An 18,779-nucleotide genomic window follows, 5' to 3' on the forward strand; every position below is an offset into this window, starting at 1 on the left:
ATCCGCAGGCCCCCACCGAAACGCTGATCCACCTGGCCGGCTTTGTGGGGCACCAGCAGATCCCCGGGCGGGGCGGGGCCGGGGCGCCGGGGGCCCGACAGCGGTGTGAACCGCCGCAACGACGACGGGCGCGGCGCGTCGAACAACCGGCCCCAGGCGTCGGCGCCGATCCCGACGATCGCTGCGAGCGCGGCCTCCGGTGCACGAGAGGACACCGAACTCGTCAGACCACCCAGCTCGGGGAGGAAATCGTGGACGGTCTGCTCGGCGCCTTCGTTGATGGTTGCGACAAGGAAGATCGCGGCCTTGGTCTTTCGGGTCAGGATCGTCTGCGGAGTTGTCACGTTGATCCACGTTAGTGTGGCGACGCGTTCGTTTCCATGAAGGCGCGCCTAGCCTGACTCCGGGAGCGATCAGCCCCGGGCGACGGCCCGTCCCGCAGCCCGGCCGGAGAAGATGCAGCCGCCCAGGAATGTGCCCTCCAGAGCGTTGTAACCGTGCACGCCGCCACCACCGAAACCGGCCACCTCACCTGCCGCGTACAGGCCGTCGAACCGGGAACCGTCCGGGCGCATCACTGCCGCGTCGAGATCGGTTTCCAGACCGCCGAGGGTCTTGCGGGTCAGGATGTTCAGGCGTACCGCGATCAGCGGGCCGTGTGCCGGGTCGAGCAGCTTGTGCGGCTTGGCCACCCGCACCACCTTGTCCCCGAGATACTGACGCGCATTGGTCATCGCCATGATCTGCGCGTCCTTGGAGAACTTGTTGTCGATCTGCGCGTCCCGGGCGGAGATGACGCGTTCGATATGGGCCAGGTCGAGCGCGGGGCCGCGGGCGATCTTGTTCATGCCGGCCACCAGCGCGGGCAGGTCGTCGGCGACGACGAAATCGACGCCGTGTCTGGTGAACGCGTCGACCGGGCCCGGTGCGCCCTTGGATACCCGGCTGCGGGCGAGGATCTTCAAGTCCTTGCTGGTGACGTCCGGATTCTGCTCGGACCCCGACAGCATGAACTCCTTTTCGACGATGCTCCGGGTGAGCACGAACCACGAGTAGTCGTGGCCGGTCTTGAGGATCTCGCGCATCGTCGAATTGGTGTCGAAACCGGGGAAGTTGGGGGCGGTGAGCCGATTGCCCTCGGCGTCGAGCCACAACGACGACGGTCCCGGGATGATGCGGATCGCGTGATCGGGCCAGATCGGATCCCAGTTGTGGATGCCCTCGGTGTAATGCCACATGCGGTCGCGGTTGACCAGGCTCGCGCCCGCGTCCTCGGCGATACCCAGCATCCGGCCGTCCACGTGCGCGGGGACCCCCGAGATCATGTGCTCGGGTGCCTTGCCGAGGCGTTCGGTGGGCCAGTTCTCGCGGATCAGTTCATGATTGTGGCCGATGCCGCCGGTGGTGACGATCACCGCACCCGCCCGCACCTCGAAGTCTCCCACCACGTCGCGATTCGACGCCCGGCCGCGGTCGAGATCGTCGCACGGTGCCAGGACGGCGCCGCGGACACCGACCGCCGCGTCGCCGGAGACGATCAGCTCGTCGACGCGGTGCCGGAACCGGAACTCCACCAGACCGCGTTTCTCGGCCTCCAGCACCGGTTCGGCGAAGATCCGCACCACCTCGGGACCGGTGCCCCAGGTGAGATGGAACCGGGGCACCGAGTTGCCGTGGCCGTCGGCGAAACCGCCGCCGCGTTCGGCCCAGCCGACCACCGGCACGAACCGCAACCCCAGATCGTGTAGATACTGCCGTTTGTCGCCCGCGGCGAACTCGACGTACGCGCGCGCCCACTGACGCGGCCAGTAGTCCTGCACCTCACGGTCGAAACCGGCCGACCCCATCCAGTCCTGCAACGCCAGCTCGGCCGAATCGGAGATGCCCAGACGACGCTGCTCAGGGCTGTCGACCAGGAACAGCCCGCCCAGCGACCAGAAGGCCTGACCGCCGAGATTGTTCCGGTTCTCCTGATCGACGACGATCACCTTGCGGCCGGCCCTCGTCAGCTCGTAGGTGGCGACCAAACCCGCAAGGCCCGCTCCGACGACGACGGCGTCGGCCTGCTGCTGCGTCACTGAGGAACTCCATTCATCGCGGCATGTGGTTCGTCCGGGCGGTGGCTCGGTGAATCCGTCGGTGACATTACCCGCCGGTACTGGCAGTCGACACGCCGCGCGGGATTTGTCCCAAGCGTGCGAAAGCACCGAAAACCGGCGCCGAACTGCCGAAAAGAACAACTTTGACCCGGCCGTACCCTTTGCTGGCCTGTTATTGATCCGTTACAGTGTCATGCGATGGACCGGCCGACCTCGAATCCGAGGCCGGCCGGTATAACTACATCCTCGTCGAGCGGGGCCACCCCGGCCAGAATCGTTAGGAATCAGTACATGTTCAAGCGCGTGAGAAAGCGCCTTGTGGCCGGTGTCGTCGCCGCGGTCGCAGTCACCAGCGGGGCCGTGGTCGCCCACGCACCCGAGGCCGCCGCGGCCGGCACCACCGAGTACGTCTACTCGGCAGCCATGGGACGTAACGTCCCGGTCCGCATCATCAGCGGTGGCGGCGGGGCGGCCAAGCCCACGCTCTACCTGCTCGACGGCCTGCGCGCCCCCAACAACAACAGCGGCTGGCTCATCAACACCAACGTCGACAGCTACATGGTCGGCAAGGGTGTCAACGTCGCCATCCCGTTCGGTGGCGGAGGCTCCTTCTACACCGACTGGCAGACCACCGACCCCAAGCTCGGCAAGAACAAGTGGGAAACCTTCCTCACCCGTGAACTGCCCGGCTACATGAAGCGCAAGTACAACAGCGACAACCGTCGCAACGGTGTCGCCGGTCTGTCGATGTCCGGCACCGCGGCGCTCAACCTGGCCTCGCGGCACCCCGGCTTCTACAAGGCCGTCGCCTCCTACAGCGGCTACCCGACCGTCACCATGCCCGGCTTCAACCAGGGCATCCAGGTGTCGGTGATGGAGATGGGCGGCAACCCCATCAACATGTGGGGTATCGCACCGTTCGGCGCCTGGACCGCCAACGACCCGTTCCTGACCGCCAACAACCTGGCCGGCAAGTACGTGTACGTGTCGTCGGGCAGCGGCGTCGGTAACCGCAACGCGGCCCTCGTCCCCGGCAGCGCCAACTTCGACGCCGTCAAGTTCGCGCAGATGGTTCCGCTGGAGGTCGCCGCCTCCACCAGCAGCCAGCTCTACATCGCCCGCCTCGCCGCGGTACCCGGTGTGAAGCTCAAGACCCACATCTCGCCCGACGGTGGTCACTGGTGGGACTACTGGCAGGACCGCTTCAAGGAGTCCTGGAACACCACCTTCAAGCCGGCCTTCTTCTGAGCCGAGCGTAGACGGTAACAACACAGAGCCGGTGACCTTCGGGTCACCGGCTCTGTGGTTTCTCACCGGACCCCGCCCCCCATCCACGCATTCCCGGTTGGTTGCCATCCCCGGCTGGTTGCCATCCACGCATGCCTCGACCGGCGAAGTGGGCAGCACAAAGGGGTAGAGGGAGGGCTGACAGCACTGTGCCCCCACGATCGGATCGTGGGGGCACAGTGGTTGTCAGCTCAGCGGGGTTGTCAGCTCAGCGTTTGCGGAGGGGATCGTCCGGTTCGTCGCCCGAGTCGATGGGCCGGATCTGTTCGGTGGGGCGGTCCCAGGGGCCGACACCGGCGGTGGAGCTTGTGTCCTCCGTCGTCGGAATCACCGTGGTGGCGTCGTCGTCGGTGGGGATCACCGTCGTGGCGTCGTCGGTGGGGATCACCGTGGTGGCCTCCGTGGACGGCTCGGGTTCCGACCAGGCGCCGGCGGCGGTGCCCGGGCCCTCGTAGTCGAAGGCGCTGTCGCCGGACGGTCCGTCGGCGGCGGTGCGGCGGCGGTCCCGCAGGAACAGCCACAACCAGGCCAGGATCAGGAGCGCACCGATGATGCCCAGGATCAGCGGCAGCCAGAACTTGGCCATCTTCAGCAGACCCTTGTAGTGGTCGGCCTTGTCGGCCTGGCGTGCGACGGTGCTGTCGGCCCACTTGAACGTGCCTTTGAGAGCGTGCAGCTTGAATTCGCGGATCGCGGTGGGCAGCGACTGGCTCTGATCGGGGGAGCGGTAGTACTGCTCCTGATCTTCCTTGCCGTCGAGGATGGTGCCGGTGACGGGTTCGACGAAGACGTGCCGGGTGGCCTTGCCGTAGCGGTGCATCGTGACCGGGTCGGTCGGTTTGATGCCCTGGCCGGTGATGCCCCACCAGCTGGCCGGCTGGGTCAGCAGCGTGCCAAGGGAGGCCTCGCCCTGCGGGTTGGGGAGTTCGGACAGGTCGGTCTCGGGGACCTCGCTGACGAACTCGTACACCTTGACGCCCTTGAGGGTGGTCTCGCCGACGAAGTTGGCCGGGTTGTCGGTGCGGGTGTTGGTGTCGAAGTACAGGTAGGGACGCTTCTTGACGTTGAAGCCGAACTTGTACTGGAAGCCCTGACGCGGGACGTCCACCGACACGTCGTCGAGGTTGCCGCCTTCGGGCAGGGCCTCGAACTGGATCGAGTGGACCTTGCCGTCGGGGACGGACGTCTTGCGGTTGACCGAGACACGGTCGATGGTGGCGCTGAGCAGGCCGTCCTTGCAGGTGCGGGGTTCACCGGCGGCCGCGAACGACAGGTCGGTCTCTTTGCCATCGGCGTCGCGGACGCGGTCGATCCGGACCGTCTGCGCCGACTGAACGGTGGCACGGGTCTTGCTGGACGGGTCGATGATGACCGAGCGGCGCTGCTGCGTCAGGTGGGCGTCGAGCTGACGGACCTTGGGCGCGGTGAGCGAGCAGCGGTCGAGGACGACGGCCGGGAAGCGGTCGTCGGCGTTGCCGTCGGCGGACACCGTGGTGGCGTCGGAGGTGATGTCGAGGTCCAGCGGCACCACGCGGAGCTGCGACACCAGGACGGTAGGGATGAGGATCGCCGCGGTGACGAAGGCGAAGCCGAACAATGCCAGCAGCGCCGGCCAGAAACGTCTCATTCGTGACTCCTGTGGTTGCACATGACGGTGTTACCCTAACCCGCGCTGCCGTCCGGATAGTACGTACGGTCTCATGATGGTGCGGTTTTCTGCCACAGGAGCGGTTTTCAGTCGTGTGCGGGTTCCCCGGTGATGCGGTGGTCGGCGTGATTGAGGCCTTCGCGGACCAGCCTGGCGACGTGGCCGTCGCGGATCCGGTACACCACGCGGCGTCCCTCCCTGCGGGTGTCGACGAGCCCGGTGAAGCGCAGTTTGGCCAGGTGCTGGCTTACCGCGGTGCGGGATGCGCCGACGGCGCCGGTCAGGGCGGTGACGTCGGCTTCGCCGTTGGTGAGGTGCCAGAGCAGGCCTAAGCGGGTCGGGTCGGCGAGCATCGCGAACATCTCCGTCGCCGCCAGCAGATGTTCGGTTCCGGGTTCGACACGGTGATTCAGGCTCGGGGGATTCAGGCTCGGTGCCATGGCCCATTCAAGCAGTCGAGGGGGCGGGTGCCCGCTGGTGGGCCGCGCGAGTGCCGACGGGGGTGTGCCAGGCGAGTGCGGCGCAGGTCAGGCCGGTCAGCGCCACCGTCAGCAGGGTCGCGGGGCCGGCCGCGCCGTGCGTGGCGGTGACCCCGGCGAGCGGGTAGGTGATCAGGAAGGCGGCATGCGATGCGGAGAACTGGGCGGTGAACACATCGGCGGCGCTGCCGGCGTCGGTGTGATCGGCGATGAGTCTGGGGGCGGACGTGTTCATCAGGGATGTCGCGATGCCGATGACGAACCAGACCGCGAGCAATGCCGGGTAGGTCAGGCCCGCCAGGTGTGCGGTGGTGGTGGCCAGCAGGGCCCCGCAGCCGATGACCGCCCCGGCCAATGCCGTCGACCGGGGTGTGATGTAGCGGCCGGCCATCGGCAAAAGAATTGCGGTGCACAGTGATCCGACACCACAGGCGGCGAGCAGGGGGGCGAGGGCGCCGGCGCCCAGGTCGAGTTCGGTGTCGACGTACACCACCGAATACACCATCACCGGTGCGGTGACAGCCGCGCAGCACAGGTTGATCGCGATGAGACCGCGGAAAGTGCTGCGCGAAAACATGATTCGCAGTCCTGCGGTGGCCCGGCGATGAAACGGTGCGGAGCCGGCAGCCGGGGTCGCGGTGCCCAGGGCGGTGCGGACCGAGCCGACGAGCAGGGCCGAGGCCGCGAATCCTGTTGCGGCGACGAGGAATATACCAGAAGGCGGGACCGTGAACAGCAGTGCCGCCGCGAGCATGGGGGAGGCCAGGGCCTCCAGGTCGTAGGCGATGCGGGAGGCGGCGACCGCCCGCGTGTAGTCGTCGCGGTGTGGCACGACGGTGGGGATCGTCGCGGTGAAGGTAGGGGTGAACGTGGCCGACGCTGTCTGTAGTGCGAACACCAGGACGTAGACCTGCCACACCTGCGTGACCAGGGGGAGCGCGGCGACCATCGCCAGTCGCACGGCGTCGGCGCCGATGAGCACCGTGGCGCGCGGGAATCGTTCGCAGGCGGCGCGCATGACCGGTGCCATGCCCACGTAGGCGACCATCTTGATCGTCAGCGCGGTGCCGAGGACGACGCCGGCGTCGTCACCGGCCAAGCGTGCCGCGAGCAATGCGAGGGCCACCGTGAGGAGTCCGGAGCCGAGTAGGGAGGCCACCTGCGCGGCATACAACCGGCGGAAGAGGTGATTGTGCAGCAGGGGCATGCGAGAAAGTATCTCATATGTGCGCATACGTGCACCTATGAGAAGGGCCACTCTCGGCGTATGGTTTTCGACTGAAAGTCGAAAACCTCTCCCGGAATCCCACTTCGAGAATCAAGGAGGCCGCATGCCGGACAGCATGACCGCGGGCAAGAGCGATCGTGCCGATTTCGTGGTCGTCGGGGCGGGGATCGCAGGACTGACCGCGGCGATCCGTGCGGCCGAGGCCGGCTGCAGCGTCGTGATCCTCAACAAAGGACCGGCATGGCGGGCCGACCGCGCTGAACAGTCGACGTCCACCTTCTACGCCCAGGGCGGCGTCGCCGTCGTCACCGTCGAGGACCCGCTCGACCCCGGGGATCCGGCCGATTCGGTCGACCTGCACCTGACGGACACGCTGGCCGCTGGGGCCGGGCTGACCGATCCGGTGGCCGCGCGGCCCATCCTCGCCGACGGCTATGACGCTGTATGGGGACTGATGCAGTGGGGTGCGGACTTTGACCGCGCCCCCGACGGACTGCTGTCACGCACCCGCGAAGGCGGGCATTCGGTGCGGCGCATCATCCACGCCGGCGGCGACGCGACCGGCGCGGTCATCCAGCGGGCCCTCGGTAGTCGCGTCACCGAACTGACCTCCCACTCACCGACCCCCGGCTCGTTCGTTGAGGTGCTCGACGAGGCCATCGCCACCGACGTGATCCGGTCGGGCGGCCGGGCGGTCGGTGTGCGTTACCTGCGCGATGGCGCCGAACACGCCGTGTACGCACCGACGATCCTGCTCGCCACCGGCGGCGCCGGACACCTGTACGCCGCGACGACCAACCCTGCGGGGGCCACCGCTGACGGCATCGGCCTGGCGCTGCGAGCGGGCGCGCAGGTGGCCGACCTCGAATTCATCCAGTTCCATCCGACAATGCTTTTCGTGGACGGTGATCGAGGCAGGCGCACGCTGATCAGCGAGGCGGTCCGGGGTGAGGGCGGCAGGCTCGTCGACGTCGACGGCCACTCCGTCACCGACGGTGTGCATCCGCTCGGCGACCTCGCACCCCGGGATGTTGTCGCCAATGCGGTGCATGCGGCCATCGCCCGCACCGGACATCCGTGCGTCTACCTCGACGTCACCGGCGTCGGCGCGGCGCACGGCGGATTCGAGGTCCGGTTCCCGACGGTCACCGCGGGGTTGATGGCATCGGGCGTCGACCCGTCGTCGGGGCGTATTCCGGTGGTGCCGGGCGCGCACTATCTGTGCGGCGGTGTCGTCACCGATACCTCGGGTGCCACATCTGTGCCCGGTCTGCTCGCGGCCGGTGAGGTCGCCCGTACGGGCCTGCACGGAGGCAACCGGCTCGCCTCCAACAGCCTTCTCGAGGGCCTTGTGGTGGGTCGCCGAGCGGCCTCGCTCGCGATTTCGCGTCGTGACCTGTCGATATCGGAAATCGCGGACGAGGCAGACGGCCCGGTACCGCGCGTACTCGACCGCACCGCCCTGCAGGACACGATGACCAGGTACGCCGCGTTGGGCCGCGACGCCGCCGGGCTCGACGCGGCGGTCGGCATCCTCGACGCCGCCCCGCGCAGGCCGGGTGCGCCCGCCACCACGCGGGAGGTCGAGGACGCGGCTCTGACTCTGGCCGCGCGGGCGGTGGTCGCGGCCGCGGCGGCCCGCACCGAGACCCGGGGATCGCACGTGCGGCTCGACTATCCGGGCACCTCATCCGACGCGGCCTCGCACGTATTCGTGCTGGGTGGGGATGAACTCGTTCGGGACGTTCGGACGCCGGTGTAGACCGTCCGGTCTCTCGACTGTCCGATGCGGACAGGGTTCGGTGGGACTTGATAGGGGGCGAGTGGTGGCGACTGCTGCGCCAGGTCCATATACTGGCCGTTGGTCCGGAGACCGGACGGGGGCCGGGGCCGGCGGTTTGGGACAGGCGTGGTGATGGGAGCTCTTCGATGAACGGTGCCGGGTGTTGGTCGACGGTCGTGTGCACCCCCGAAGAGCGCGCCCGGCTCGGTCTGGCCAACGACCTGCAGTGGCTCGTGCATTGCCGGCTGGCCGTCGGGCACTCCGGTAACCACGCCACCGACGCCAGCGATCACCCGCGATCCGATCGCAGACTCTGGCTCGAGTGGAACGACTTCGACACCCAGGCCCAGTCGCTGATCGAGCGCAATCCGTGCAGCGCGCGCTCTCTCACGGGGGCGCACTGTCTGTTCTTCGAGGCGCACGGCGGTCCGCACTTCTATGCGACCGGCAACGGGCACGCACCGACCGCCATCGCCGCAGCCTCGGGTAACGGGCAGGCGGGCGGTGGTCCGGCCGGTGGCCGATCTACCGGCACCGGGCCGATCAATACCGGACCGGGCGCCGGTGGGCCCGGTGCGGGTTCGGCCGGCGCTCCGTCGGGGCCGCTTCCGGGTGACGGATATCGCGGTGGCCGTCGTTCGACGAACATGGAGCCACCGGTGGTCGAGGGCGCGTCGATGGACGGACTCGAACGGCGGCGGCACCTGATGCCCGAGCCCCGCGCGCACCGGCCGGCACCGCAGTCCGGTCCCGGGCAGCAGCAGCCGCCGCCACGGGCGTCGCAGACCGGTGGTCAGCCCAAGGCGGGTGGGCCTGCGCCGCATGCCACCGGCCCGGCGCCGCGCCCGCCGGGCCGTCAGGCGCCCGCGTCCGGGTCGGGTGCCTTCCCGCGCCCGGCGAACACCGGTTCAGGGCCGCAGAAACCGCGTCCGGTATCTCCCCCGCCGCAGCCGAAACAGGGTAAGCAGTCCGCCACCGGGCATCATGCCCGGCGTTCGGCCGACGACGCTGCCCCGGAAGCCCAGTCACCGATGCGGGGTGCGGGGGTGGATGAGCGTGCCGTCCGGGGTGGGGGCCGCAGGCGCGCACCCGATGCCGACGATCACGCGCCCCGTGCGTCGGAGGTCCAGCCGACATCCGCACCCCCTGAGGTGACCGAACCCGCTCAGGCAGCCGTACCTGCTCGCACTCCGGTACCCGCCCAGCCGCCCGTTCCTGTCCGATCGGGGCCTCCCGCCCTGCCGGAATTGCCGGCGACGGCGATCGCCCGGGCTGTGTCGGATGCGCAGAGCGTGGTCCGTGCCGGCGCGGTCGCCAACGTCGAAGCCGTCAGCAAAGCGCTGGACGAGGTGGCCGTGGCGCTGGCCAAGCTCGCCGCCGCGCTGCGGGGGCGGAAGTAGGTCAGTTCGCCGCGGCTGCCGCGGCGTGACGTCCGGCCCGGCGGCCGAAGAACGATCCTTCACCGAGCTGGGTGCCGCTGGCGTAATTCTTGCCGTTCTCGGCGATATTCGACGCGCAGGCACCTGCCGCGTACAGTCCGTCGATCACCGAACCGTCGGCGCGGCGGACCTGTCCGTCCACCGAAGTGACCATTCCGCCCATGGTGAAGCCCGCGTAGATCGCTTTGCCGAGGCTCAGATTGTATGCGGCCCAAGGACCTTGGGTCAGCGGAGCGAGGTACTCGGGGGCCTTGTGAAAATCGGGGTCCTCGCCGGCGGCGGCGTGCTCGTTGTAGCGGTCGATGGTGGCGCGCAGCCTTCCTTCCGGAATTCCGAGCCCTTCTTCCATTTCTTCGACCGTTTCCCAGCCGTCGATCAGTGGCACCAGATAATTCTTTTGCTGGCTCATATGTGATTCGTTGATGACGAGAAATGCCGCCGAATCGGGTTGATCCATCACGAATGCCGATGTCCGGGAATGGTAGGAATCCTCGGTGACGAATCGGTCACCGTTCTTGTTGACGATCACGCCCATGACCATGCTGGCGGGCGGATAGATGGGAGCGGTGACGAAGGTCTGATCCATGCCGCGCAGTTGCGCGCCCACCGACAGACCCATGCGCAGGCCGAGGCCGTCGTCGTAGGTGGTGCCCAGCGGGTACGACTTCTCGGCCATCTTGGGGACGTTCTCGGCCACCATTTCGGAGTTGGAGACGAATCCACCGGCTGCGATGATGACCGACTTGGCGCGGATGAAGCCTGAGGCCTCCGGAGACTTCCACGCCATCCCCGCGACCCGGCCCTCATCATCGACGACGAGTTGCCGGGCGCCGGTCTCGTACCGGATCTCGACGCCGAGTTCGGCGAGTTTCTTGACCAGTAGTTCGATGACCAGCGACGCGCCGCCGGTGTCGCCGGGCACGGGCACCTTGTGGCCACGCGGGGCAGGGACCGCGATGTCGCGGAACGGCCACACCTTCTCGTTGCCGGTGTACATCAGGCCCTGGGTCTGGGGCTGGATGACGGCCTTTTCGGGGTAGTAGCTGCGTTCGAAGCTGAAGCCGAGCGCTTCGAGCCAGGTGAAGTGCTCGACGCTGCCCTGGCAGTAGGCGTGGATCTTCTCCGGGTCGGGGTCGGCCGACACCGCGGTCAGGTACTTCTCCATCTCCTCGGCCGAGTCGGCGTGCCCGGTGGCCTCCTGGACGGCGGTGCCGCCGCCGAGGTAGAAGTGCCCGCCCGCCAGCGATGTGGTGCCGCCGGCGACGGCGGCGCGTTCGAGGACGAGGACGCGGGCGCCGTTGCTCGCGGCTTCGACGGCGGCGCATCCGCCGGCCATGCCCAGGCCGGCGACCACGACGTCGAACTCGTCGGTGAAGTGGGGAACGTCGGCGAGGGCGACGGTCTGCGGGATCTCTGTGCTTCCAGCCATGTCGTAGAGCGTAACCCGAAACTAGAACATGTTCTAGAACAATCTCTGGACAGGTGTCCGGTCAGGTATTCGCGCGAGCTGTTCGGTCCGCCGACAGTGCCGAAGGCCCTCGCGTCAAGCGAAAGTGAGGTAGCTTACCGCATTACCTTGTGGCACTTAGGCCATGCTATGTTCTTGGCTAGTTTTGTGACCGGGACGACATCACCCTTTTCCGTCGTTCCACGCATCGGTTGTCGATGCGATCGCCGGGTGTGAACCAGCGGCGATGGTGAATCAGACGACGATTGTGAAACCAGACAAGGTGACAGAAAAATGAGTGTGGGTGTCGTGCGCGAAACGGCCGACGGGGAGCGCCGCGTGGCGCTGGTCCCCAAGGTGGTCGCTTCGCTCGTGGGCAAGGGCGTCGACGTCGTCGTCGAGTCCGGAGCCGGGATCAATGCGCTGATCCCGGACAGTCAGTATGTCGATGCGGGGGCCACCATCGGTGACCCGTACGCGGCCGACGTCGTGCTGCGGGTGGCCCCGCCGTCCGACGACGAGATCGCGAAGCTGCGTCCGGGCCAGAAGCTGATCGGCTTCCTCGCCCCGCGCAACGCCGACAACAAGATCGGCGCGCTCAAGGCCGCCGGCGTCGAGGCGTACGCGGTGGAGGCGATTCCGCGTATCTCGCGTGCGCAGGTGATGGATGCGCTCAGCTCGCAGGGCAACGTGTCGGGTTACAAGTCCGTCATCCTGGCGGCCGAGGAATCGACGCGGTTCTTCCCGATGCTGACCACCGCCGCGGGCACCGTCAAGCCGGCCACCGTGCTGGTCCTCGGCGTGGGTGTGGCCGGGCTGCAGGCCCTGGCCACCGCCAAGCGCCTCGGCGCCCGCACCACCGGCTACGACGTGCGTCCCGAGGTGGCCGAGCAGGTCCGTTCGGTGGGCGCCCAGTGGCTCGACCTCGGTATCGAGGCCGCCGGTGAGGGTGGCTACGCCCGTGAACTCACCGACGAGGAACGCGCCCAGCAGCAGCAGGCACTCGAAGACGCCATCAAGGGCTTCGACGTCGTCATCACCACCGCGCTCGTGCCGGGTCGTCCCGCACCGCGCCTGGTGACCGCCGCGGCCGTCGAGGGCATGAAGCCCGGCAGCGTCGTCGTCGACCTCGCCGGCGAGACCGGTGGCAACTGCGAACTGACCGAGCCGGGGCAGACCGTCGTCAAGCACGACGTCACCATCGCCTCGCCGCTCAACCTGCCCGCCACGATGCCCGAGCATTCGAGCGAGCTGTACTCCAAGAACCTGCTGGCCCTGATCGAGCTGATGCTCGGCGACGACGGCGCCATCACCCCCGATTTCGACGACGAGGTGCTCGCCGCGGCGTGTGTCACCCGTGAGGAGGCCACCGCCTGATGTACACCGGGCTTCTGGCGAATCTCGCGATCCTGGTCCTGGCCGGGTTCGTCGGGTTCGCCGTCATCTCCAAGGTTCCCAACACCCTGCACACCCCGCTGATGTCGGGCACCAACGCCATCCACGGCATCGTCGTGCTCGGCGCGCTCGTGGTGCTCGGCCAGCTTCCGGCCGATGCCGGCTGGGGTGTGCGCATCATCGCGTTCGTCGCGCTGGTGTTCGGCACGCTCAACGTGATCGGCGGCTTCGCCGTCACCGACCGCATGCTCGGCATGTTCAAGGGTAAGAAGGAGGCCGCCAAGTGAACAACGTTCTCCTGCTCGCACAGGGCACCCATGACCCCAGCGAGACCATCTCGTATGTGGTGATGGCGCTGTACATCGCCGCGTTCTCCCTGTTCATCTACGGACTGATGGGCCTTACCGGCCCCAAGACCGCCGTCCGCGGCAACTGGATCGCCGCCGTCGGCATGGGCCTGGCCGTGGCCGCCACGCTGCTGTTCGTCTGGAATCAGGGCGCCGTCGCCGAGGCTGGGGAACACGGCCGCGACAGCGTGCCCGCGATCAACTGGATCCTCATCGCCATCGGCCTGATCATCGGCGTGGCGCTCGGTATCCCGCCGGCCCTCAAGACCAAGATGACCGCGATGCCGCAGCTGGTGGCGCTGTTCAACGGTGTGGGCGGCGGTACCGTCGCGCTAATCGCGTGGGCCGAGTTCATCGAGACCGACGGCTTCAAGGAGTTCCACGGTGTGGAGCCCGCCTCGCCGATGGTGGTCGGTTCGCTGATCGCCGCGATCATCGGTTCGATCTCGTTCTGGGGTTCGCTGGTGGCGTTCACCAAGCTGCAGGAGATCATGCCGAAGGGCCTGGAGAAGTTCTCCGTCGGCAACGCCAAACTGTTCCAGCTGGCCAACATCATCCTGCTGATCGTCTCCCTGGTCCTGGCCGTCTTCATGGGCGTCAAGGCCGCTTCCGGTGACGGTTCGGCGATCTGGTTCATGGTGGGTCTGCTCATCGCCGCCGGTGTGATGGGTCTGTTCGTGGTGCTGCCGATCGGCGGCGCCGACATGCCCGTGGTGATCTCGCTGCTCAACGCCATGACCGGTCTGTCCGCGGCCGCCGCCGGTATCGCGCTGGACAACACCGCGCTCATCGTGGCCGGCATGATCGTCGGCGCATCCGGTTCGATCCTGACCAACCTGATGGCCAAGGCGATGAACCGCTCGATCCCGGCCATCGTGTTCGGATCGTTCGGTGCCGGTCCCGACGGCACCGCCGGTGGCGGTGCAGGTGGAGCCGGTGGCACGGTCAAGGCCACCTCGGCCGCCGACGCCGCCATCCAGATGGCGTACGCCAACCAGGTCATCGTCGTGCCCGGTTACGGTCTGGCCGTGGCCCAGGCGCAGCACGCCGTCAAGGAGATGGCCGCGCTGCTCGAAGCCAAGGGTGTCGAGGTCAAGTACGCGATCCACCCGGTTGCCGGCCGTATGCCCGGCCACATGAACGTGCTGCTCGCCGAAGCCGACGTCGCCTACGACGCGATGAAGGAGATGGACGACATCAACGGCGAGTTCAGCCGCACCGATGTGGCCATCGTCATCGGCGCCAACGACGTCACCAACCCGGCCGCCCGCAACGATCCGAGTTCGCCGATCTTCGGTATGCCGATCCTCAACGTCGACGAGGCCCGCTCGGTGATCGTCCTCAAACGGTCGATGAGCTCCGGTTACGCCGGCATCGACAACCCGCTGTTCTTCGGCGAGGGCACCTCGATGCTGTTCGGTGATGCCAAGAAGTCGGTGAATGGTGTTATTGAGGAACTGAAGGCACTCTAGGTTCCCGTCACAAACCCCACCGCTGAGCCCCGGCACGACAATTATTGCGATGCCGGGGGCTATCGGTGGGGTTTGTGACGTCTCGGGTGTTTGAATGGGCTGCATGCGTGTGATCGCGGCCCGGATCTTGTTCGTGCTCGGCACCGGATGCCTGGTGCTGGGGTTGTTCGCGGGGTTGCTGAACCGTGAGGTGATCGACTCCGAGCGGTTCGCCCGGCATGTCGACTCGGTGCGCCAGGATCCCGAGGTGGCACGCGTCGTCGGGTTGGCGGTGTCCGACAGGTTGCTGGACGCCGCGCCCGATCTAGTGGCGTTGCGTCCGCTGGTGGAGTCGGTGTCGTCGTCGGTGATCTCCTCGCCCGCGGCGGGTCCGGTGGTGCGGTCGGCGGCGGTGCCGCTGCATCGTGCGTTCACCACCGGCGACACCGCGCTGCCGGTCCTGCGGATCGCCGACATTGGGGCCGTTGCGATCGCCGCGCTCAAGACCATCGCCCCCGACGCCGCCGCCAAGCTTCCCGACGACATGGATGTGACGCTGTCGCAGATCGGGGCGTCGGGCTTCGACAAGCAGATCGTGTCGACGGTGCACTGGGTGCGGATCACCGCCTGGCTGCAGCCGATGCTGGCGGTGCTACTGCTGCTGGGGTCGGCGCTGTTGCGGGAGAAGACGTGGGCACAGATTTCGCGCACGTTCGGCCGGGCGTTCATGTGGCTGGGCGGAATCATCGTCGGGGTGATCCTGGGGGCCACACTGGCGTCGGTGCTCATCCCCACAGATGACATCAAGGGCGCGCTGACCGTCGCCGCCTGGCACGAGATCGACGGTCGGTTGTGGATCATCGCGGCCCTGGCGCTGGTGGTCGGGCTGATCGGGCATGCGATGGGCGGCATCCGGTCGATCCCCACCACCCAGCAGGAATGGATCGATCTGGGGCACTGGCTGATCCGGCCACGCCGGGCCACCCGCACCGCGCTCGCCGCGCGTGGATCGTTGATCGCGATTATCGGGATTCTGACGGTGCTGCGCCCGCTGGCGGTACTCGCGATCATCGGCAGTGCGGCGGGTCTGGCGCTGATCGGCTGGGGTGGCAGGGATCTGATCGTCGCCGGGCTCAGCTGGCTGCGATCCGCCGAGCGAAAGCTGCACCTGGAGAAGGTCACCATCCCGCTGGCCGCGCTCGCGGTGGTGTCGCTGGTGATCGGGTCGGTTGCGTATCTGGCCTGGCCCAAGGCCCGCGACATGGCGATCGTCGCCGCGAAGGGCTACGACCCCAAAGCCTGTAACGGGCATCGCGAACTGTGCGACCGCAGGTACAACGACGTCGCGTACCCGTCGACCCACAACTCGATGTCGGCCGCCGACGGCAACGGCTGGTTCATCGGCGAACAGCCCACCGGGGTGATGGGCCAACTGCGCGACGGGGTGCGGGTGTTTCTCGTAGACAGCTGGTACGGACAGATGTCGGATCGTCCACCGACGGTGGCCAATACACAGGCCAGCCGGGCCGACGCGTTCGCCGCGGCGGAGAGGACCTACGGCAAGGACGTGGTGCGCAGCGCGTTGCGGGTGCGCGACTCGTTCGACCTGGAACCGGTGGGTGCGGTGAAACCTTATCTGTGCCACGAACTCTGCGAGTTGGGCTCCACCGAATGGCTGCCGCTGATGGTGCGGGTCAAAGAATGGATGCGTGATCATCCGCGCGAGGTCATCACATTCATGGTGCAGGACAAGGTGACTCCTGAAGACGTGGAGACGCTGCTGAAATCGGCCGGTATGTACGACATGCTGTACACGCCGACGCTCGGGCAGCCGTGGCCGACGCTGGGGGAGATGATCGACTCCGGGAAACGTCTGGTGTGGATTCATGAGAACACCGGCGGAGGGACTGTGCGCCCGTGGGTGTTACCGTCTGATATCTGGGTGCAGGAAACGCCGTACGAGTTCAAGAAGGTCGCCGACTTCAATTGCCGACCCAATCGGGGTGCCGCCGACGCCCCGTTGTTCCTGATCAATCACTGGCTGGGCAACTTCGCCAGCCGTATCCGTGACGCCCATACCGTCAACTCGTCGGCGGTTCTGGGGCCGCGACTGGCCAAGTGCCGGACCGAACGTGGTCAGATCCCGAATTTCGTGGCCGTCGACAACTATGCGATCGGCGATCTGTTCACCGAGGTCGACAAACTCAACGGCGTCGGCGGATTCGACGGAGGGAATTGATCATGGGTACGCAGGAACGATTCGGTCGGGCGGTGGCCGGTGCGATGCAGCGCCGGACCTGGCTGCCCGGCCGGGTGGAAGAGCTTTTCGGCGGACCCGGCCGCGACGTCGCGGGGCTGCGGGTGGTGGTGACCGGGGCGTCCGGCGGGATCGGGCGGGCCGCCGCCATCGACCTGGCCGGTCGCGGGGCCGAGGTGATCATGGTGGCCCGGCGCGAGGACGAATTATCCACGCTTGCAAAGTATATCGGTGCAGACTACCGGGTATGCGATCTGTCGGACGAGACCGCTATCACCGGTCTGGTCGAAGATCTCAATGGTGTCGGGGTGGACGTGCTGGTGAACAATGCCGGCCGGTCCATTCGCCGCAAGATCGTTGATTCGACGGACCGACTGCACGACTTTCAGCGCACCATGCAGCTCAATTACTATGCGCCGGTGCAGCTTACGCTCGGATTGCTGCCTGGGATGATCGACCGTGGGCAGGGGCAGTTCGTCAATGTGTGCACCTGGGGTCTGCTGTCGGGAACATTCCCGAGATTCTCGGCGTACGCGGCGTCCAAAAACGCTTTGAGCATTTTCGGACGCAGCCTGAACGCGGAGAAGCCACACCCGCAGGTATGCGCCACCAACGTTTACTTCCCGCTGGTGCGTACCGAAATGATCGCTCCCACAGCCGAATATGCCGAAGCTCCCGCTCTTGACGTGGAGGAGGCGGCGCGCTGGATCGTCCGGGCGATCACCCACCGTCCCGAGGCCGTCGCCCCCGCCCCGCTGGCCGCCGTGCTGCCGGTCATCAACTACTTCTCGCCGGGCACCGCTGACAAGGCAATGGCCTCACTTACCTGATGTTTCAACGGTTTTGAGGTGGTGACGCCATGGTGGAATGTCACCGGACCCTTCGCGACCCTCGCTCCTTCGTCGCATCGGCCTCAGGGATCAAGAAGTGTGGTCGCGGATAGGCCATCGCGGTTCGATGCGTTGTTGCGGGCGACCATCCATCGTGATCCCTGGGGCGGTGTGGGCGACCATACTTCTTGATCCCTGGGGCGGTGTGGGCGACCATACTTCTTGATCCCTGAGGCCGAAGCGAGGTATGTGGGCGACCATACTTCTTGATCCCTGAGGCCGAAGCGAGGTACGAGCGAGGGTCGCGAAGGGTCCGGTGAGATCCACGCATGACGTAACCACTCCGGTCGCGACAGCTCAGTCCATGACGGCGCGGAAGTGGGTGACGATGCGGTTGTCGTCGCCGATCAGGTGGAACGCGATGCCGGGTGGCTGGCCCTCGTTGAGGACACCCGATCCCTCGAACGGCAGGTTGAGGGTGGAGGAGACACCGGGGGCGACGCACAGGGGGCGACCCGCGAAAGTGGTGACGGCGGCGGAATGGATGTGGCCGCACAGGAAGGCGACGATATTCGGGTAGCGGTCGACGAGTTCGGCGAGTCGCTCCTCGCCGGTCTGCCGGATCGTGTCCATGTACGACATGTGCACGGTCACCGGCGGATGATGGAATGCGACCAGCGCCGGGGTGCCGGGTTCGGCGTCGTGCAACTGATCTTCGAGCCAGTCGAGATCGTCGTCGTCGATATAACCACCGGCCCGGCCGGGGATGGACGAGTCGACGAGCAGCAACTGCACCCCGTTCACGGTGAGCGACGAATTGGCGTGCGCCAGACCGGGATCGTGGCGGAATCGGTCGTTGTAGTGTTCGCGGTCGTCGTGATTGCCGATGGTGATGAGCGTCGGCAACGGGCTGTGAATGGTTTCGAACGCCTCGTCGTACTCGGCAGCCGTCCCGCGGTCGACGAGGTCGCCGGTGATGAGCAGCGCGTCGATGCCCTCGGCGCGGGTATTGATGTAATGCAGCACCGATTCGACGCGGCTGCGGTGGTGTTCCGAGCCGTTGAAATGCAGGTCGCTGATGTGGGCGAC

The 18,779-nt window shown here is 67.2% G+C and carries 15 protein-coding genes; 8 read left to right on the plus strand and 7 right to left on the minus strand.

The genetic code is table 11. From position 1 onward, the window contains the following. Both Q0627_RS01930 and Q0627_RS01935 read right to left on the minus strand, forming a co-directional pair. The coding region (locus Q0627_RS01930; protein WP_298807425.1) for a Dyp-type peroxidase domain-containing protein at nucleotides 1–344 on the minus strand (344 nt) is incomplete at its 3' end. Between the two features lie 69 nt (nucleotides 345–413). Continuing rightward, the gene (locus tag Q0627_RS01935; protein ID WP_291019126.1) at nucleotides 414–2,078 is read right to left on the minus strand and encodes an FAD-binding dehydrogenase; all 1,665 of its coding nucleotides are present in this window, start codon (nucleotides 2,076–2,078) and stop codon (nucleotides 414–416) included. A gap of 312 nt (nucleotides 2,079–2,390) precedes the next feature. Between Q0627_RS01935 and Q0627_RS01940 the strand changes: the two genes are divergently transcribed. Next, nucleotides 2,391–3,347, plus strand: coding sequence for an alpha/beta hydrolase family protein (locus Q0627_RS01940; RefSeq protein WP_291019121.1), 957 nt, complete (start codon nucleotides 2,391–2,393; stop codon nucleotides 3,345–3,347). A gap of 247 nt (nucleotides 3,348–3,594) precedes the next feature. Here the strand turns inward: Q0627_RS01940 and Q0627_RS01945 are convergent, their stop codons facing one another. From Q0627_RS01945 to Q0627_RS01955, 3 genes are all read right to left on the minus strand, one after another. Beyond that, complete coding sequence (locus Q0627_RS01945) at nucleotides 3,595–5,013, minus strand: DUF3068 domain-containing protein (protein WP_291019115.1); 1,419 nt, start codon at nucleotides 5,011–5,013, stop codon at nucleotides 3,595–3,597. A 107-nt stretch (nucleotides 5,014–5,120) separates the two neighbouring features. Then, a complete protein-coding gene (locus Q0627_RS01950; protein WP_291019104.1) occupies nucleotides 5,121–5,474 on the minus strand; it encodes a metalloregulator ArsR/SmtB family transcription factor in 354 nt (117 codons plus the stop codon). A 7-nt stretch (nucleotides 5,475–5,481) separates the two neighbouring features. Further along, nucleotides 5,482–6,720 carry an MFS transporter gene (locus Q0627_RS01955; protein ID WP_291019078.1) on the minus strand — a complete coding sequence of 413 codons (1,239 nt, stop codon included), beginning with the start codon at nucleotides 6,718–6,720 and terminating at the stop codon, nucleotides 5,482–5,484. Between the two features lie 124 nt (nucleotides 6,721–6,844). Here Q0627_RS01955 and nadB point away from each other — a divergent pair, with 124 nt between their 5' ends. Both nadB and Q0627_RS22450 read left to right on the plus strand, forming a co-directional pair. Beyond that, nucleotides 6,845–8,503, plus strand: coding sequence for an L-aspartate oxidase (gene nadB / locus Q0627_RS01960; RefSeq protein ID WP_291019072.1), 1,659 nt, complete (start codon nucleotides 6,845–6,847; stop codon nucleotides 8,501–8,503). 167 nt (nucleotides 8,504–8,670) lie between these two features. Then, nucleotides 8,671–9,924, plus strand: a complete 1,254-nt coding sequence (locus Q0627_RS22450) for a hypothetical protein (protein WP_324388044.1) — start codon at nucleotides 8,671–8,673, stop codon at nucleotides 9,922–9,924. A 1-nt stretch (nucleotide 9,925) separates the two neighbouring features. On the opposite strand, the gene Q0627_RS01970 is transcribed toward Q0627_RS22450, so the two are convergent. Continuing rightward, nucleotides 9,926–11,392: an FAD-binding protein gene (locus Q0627_RS01970; RefSeq protein WP_291019070.1), complete on the minus strand. Its 1,467-nt coding sequence runs from the start codon at nucleotides 11,390–11,392 to the stop codon at nucleotides 9,926–9,928. Between the two features lie 312 nt (nucleotides 11,393–11,704). Here Q0627_RS01970 and Q0627_RS01975 point away from each other — a divergent pair, with 312 nt between their 5' ends. The 5 genes from Q0627_RS01975 (at nucleotide 11,705) to Q0627_RS01995 (ending at nucleotide 17,690) form a co-directional block, all read left to right on the plus strand. Beyond that, nucleotides 11,705–12,787 carry a Re/Si-specific NAD(P)(+) transhydrogenase subunit alpha gene (locus Q0627_RS01975; RefSeq protein ID WP_298807433.1) on the plus strand — a complete coding sequence of 361 codons (1,083 nt, stop codon included), beginning with the start codon at nucleotides 11,705–11,707 and terminating at the stop codon, nucleotides 12,785–12,787. Further along, nucleotides 12,787–13,092 (plus strand): NAD(P) transhydrogenase subunit alpha, encoded by a 306-nt coding sequence (locus Q0627_RS01980; protein WP_005188973.1) that lies wholly within the window; start codon nucleotides 12,787–12,789, stop codon nucleotides 13,090–13,092. Before Q0627_RS01975 ends, Q0627_RS01980 begins: the two co-directional genes overlap by 1 nt. Further along, entirely contained in the window at nucleotides 13,089–14,624 is a 1,536-nt protein-coding gene (locus Q0627_RS01985) for an NAD(P)(+) transhydrogenase (Re/Si-specific) subunit beta (protein ID WP_298807446.1), read from the plus strand. Before Q0627_RS01980 ends, Q0627_RS01985 begins: the two co-directional genes overlap by 4 nt. Before the next feature lie 103 nt (nucleotides 14,625–14,727). Then, complete coding sequence (locus Q0627_RS01990) at nucleotides 14,728–16,842, plus strand: hypothetical protein (protein ID WP_298807448.1); 2,115 nt, start codon at nucleotides 14,728–14,730, stop codon at nucleotides 16,840–16,842. 2 nt (nucleotides 16,843–16,844) lie between these two features. Then, nucleotides 16,845–17,690, plus strand: a complete 846-nt coding sequence (locus Q0627_RS01995; RefSeq protein WP_298807450.1) for an SDR family NAD(P)-dependent oxidoreductase — start codon at nucleotides 16,845–16,847, stop codon at nucleotides 17,688–17,690. Between the two features lie 357 nt (nucleotides 17,691–18,047). Here the strand turns inward: Q0627_RS01995 and Q0627_RS02000 are convergent. Next, on the minus strand, nucleotides 18,048–18,779 hold a 732-nt coding region (locus tag Q0627_RS02000), incomplete at its 5' end, for a metallophosphoesterase (protein WP_298807452.1).

It is taken from the genome of uncultured Gordonia sp., from assembly GCF_937858515.1.
In the GTDB taxonomy this organism is placed as follows: Bacteria; Actinomycetota; Actinomycetes; order Mycobacteriales; family Mycobacteriaceae; genus Gordonia.